This window comes from Aminobacter sp. P4_H6_2 (assembly GCF_056400805.1).
Window position 1 is genome coordinate 1 of record NZ_JBFUKO010000953.1, and the last position, 1,402, is coordinate 1,402.

At 61.9% G+C, this 1,402-nt stretch carries 1 protein-coding gene and 1 pseudogene; both read left to right on the forward strand.

Annotated features, from left to right (window positions below; all coding sequences use genetic code 11):
- The coding region (locus AC1DUU_RS31995) for an ABC transporter permease (protein WP_476787314.1) at positions 1 to 1,003 on the forward strand (1,003 nt) is incomplete at its 5' end.
- Positions 1,004 to 1,011: 8 nt separating this feature from the next.
- Positions 1,012 to 1,402 (forward strand): annotated as a pseudogene (locus tag AC1DUU_RS32000) (alpha/beta fold hydrolase); the annotation flags it as partial.

Consider the following 1,402-nt stretch of genomic DNA (forward strand, 5'->3'; position numbering starts at 1 on the left):
CCCGTACGGCACGCAGTCTCAGGAAGAAGGCAAAGGGAGCCACGAAACGATGATCGGTTTTCTCGGTCGACGCATCCTCTTTGGTGCCGGCGTCATGATTGCACTCAGCGCTTTCGTCTTCTTTTTGTTTTTTGTCGCGCCCGGCGATCCGGCACGCATGATTGCCGGTGATAAGGCAACCGAAGCCCAGATCCAGCTCATATGGAAGAATCTGGGCCTCGACCAGCCGATCCTTGAGCAATATGGCCGCTTCGTCGCCAACGCCGTTACCGGCGATCTCGGGTTCTCCTACCGTAACCAGCAGCCGGTCGCGGACATTATTCTGCGTCGGATTCCGGCGACGGTCTCGCTGGTGGCGGGTGCGGTTCTGCTTTGGCTTGCCATTGGCATACCCATCGGCATCAGTTCGGCGCGCCACGCAGGTAGCCTGCGCGACCGTTTCGGACAAGCGTTCATCTTGGTGGGTCTGAGTTTCCCGACCTTCGTTCTAGGCATGATGTCGCTCTACCTGCTTTATTTCCTGCCCAAGCAATCCGGCTTCACGCTGTTTCCGGCCGGTGGCTACAAAGCGTTGACCTCGAATCCCGCGACTTGGGCTTGGCATCTGGTTTTGCCCTGGACGACGCTTGCCCTCACCATGGCAGCCATCTACGCCCGGCTCACGCGCGGACAGATGCTTGAGGTCATGGGCGAGGACTACATTCGTACCGCCCGTGCCAAAGGTGCCAGCGAACGCACTGTGGTCTGGCGGCACGGCATGCGCGCGGCGCTCACGCCCCTGGTCACGCAACTGGGCGCCGACATCGCGCTTCTGCTGGGCGGCGCAATCGTCATTGAACAGGTCTATGGCCTGCAGGGCGTCGGCGCGCTGGCGGTGCAGGCCGTCAACAACCAAGACCGTCCCATTATCATCGGCGTCGTGTTGCTGGGTGGCGTGTTCATCGTTGCCGCCAACATCATTGTCGATCTGCTTTACCTCTTCCTCGATCCACGTGTGCGTTGAGATTTCCAATGGCTGTCAGTGAATACACAATCCCCGGAATGCTGGTGCGCGACCACAAGCTTGCGGTTCCCCTCGATTGGTCGAAGCCGGAAGGTACAGCCATCGAGGTGTTCGCGCGCGAAATCGTCGACCCGGTGCGCCGATCGGAAAACTTGCCCATCCTGTGCTACCTGCAGGGCGGGCCTGGCGGAAAGTCGCCGCGCCCGACGCGCGGTTCGCCGGCCTGGCTGGCCGAGGCACTGAAGACGCATCGCGTCGTCCTGCCCGACCAGCGCGGCACAGGGCGTTCGACACCCGTGGAAGCCGCCGCCATCGCGGGCTTCGTCGATGGCGAAGCGGCAGCCGACTATCTCGCCCATTTCCGCGCCGACTCCATCGTCGCCGACTGCGAGCACATTC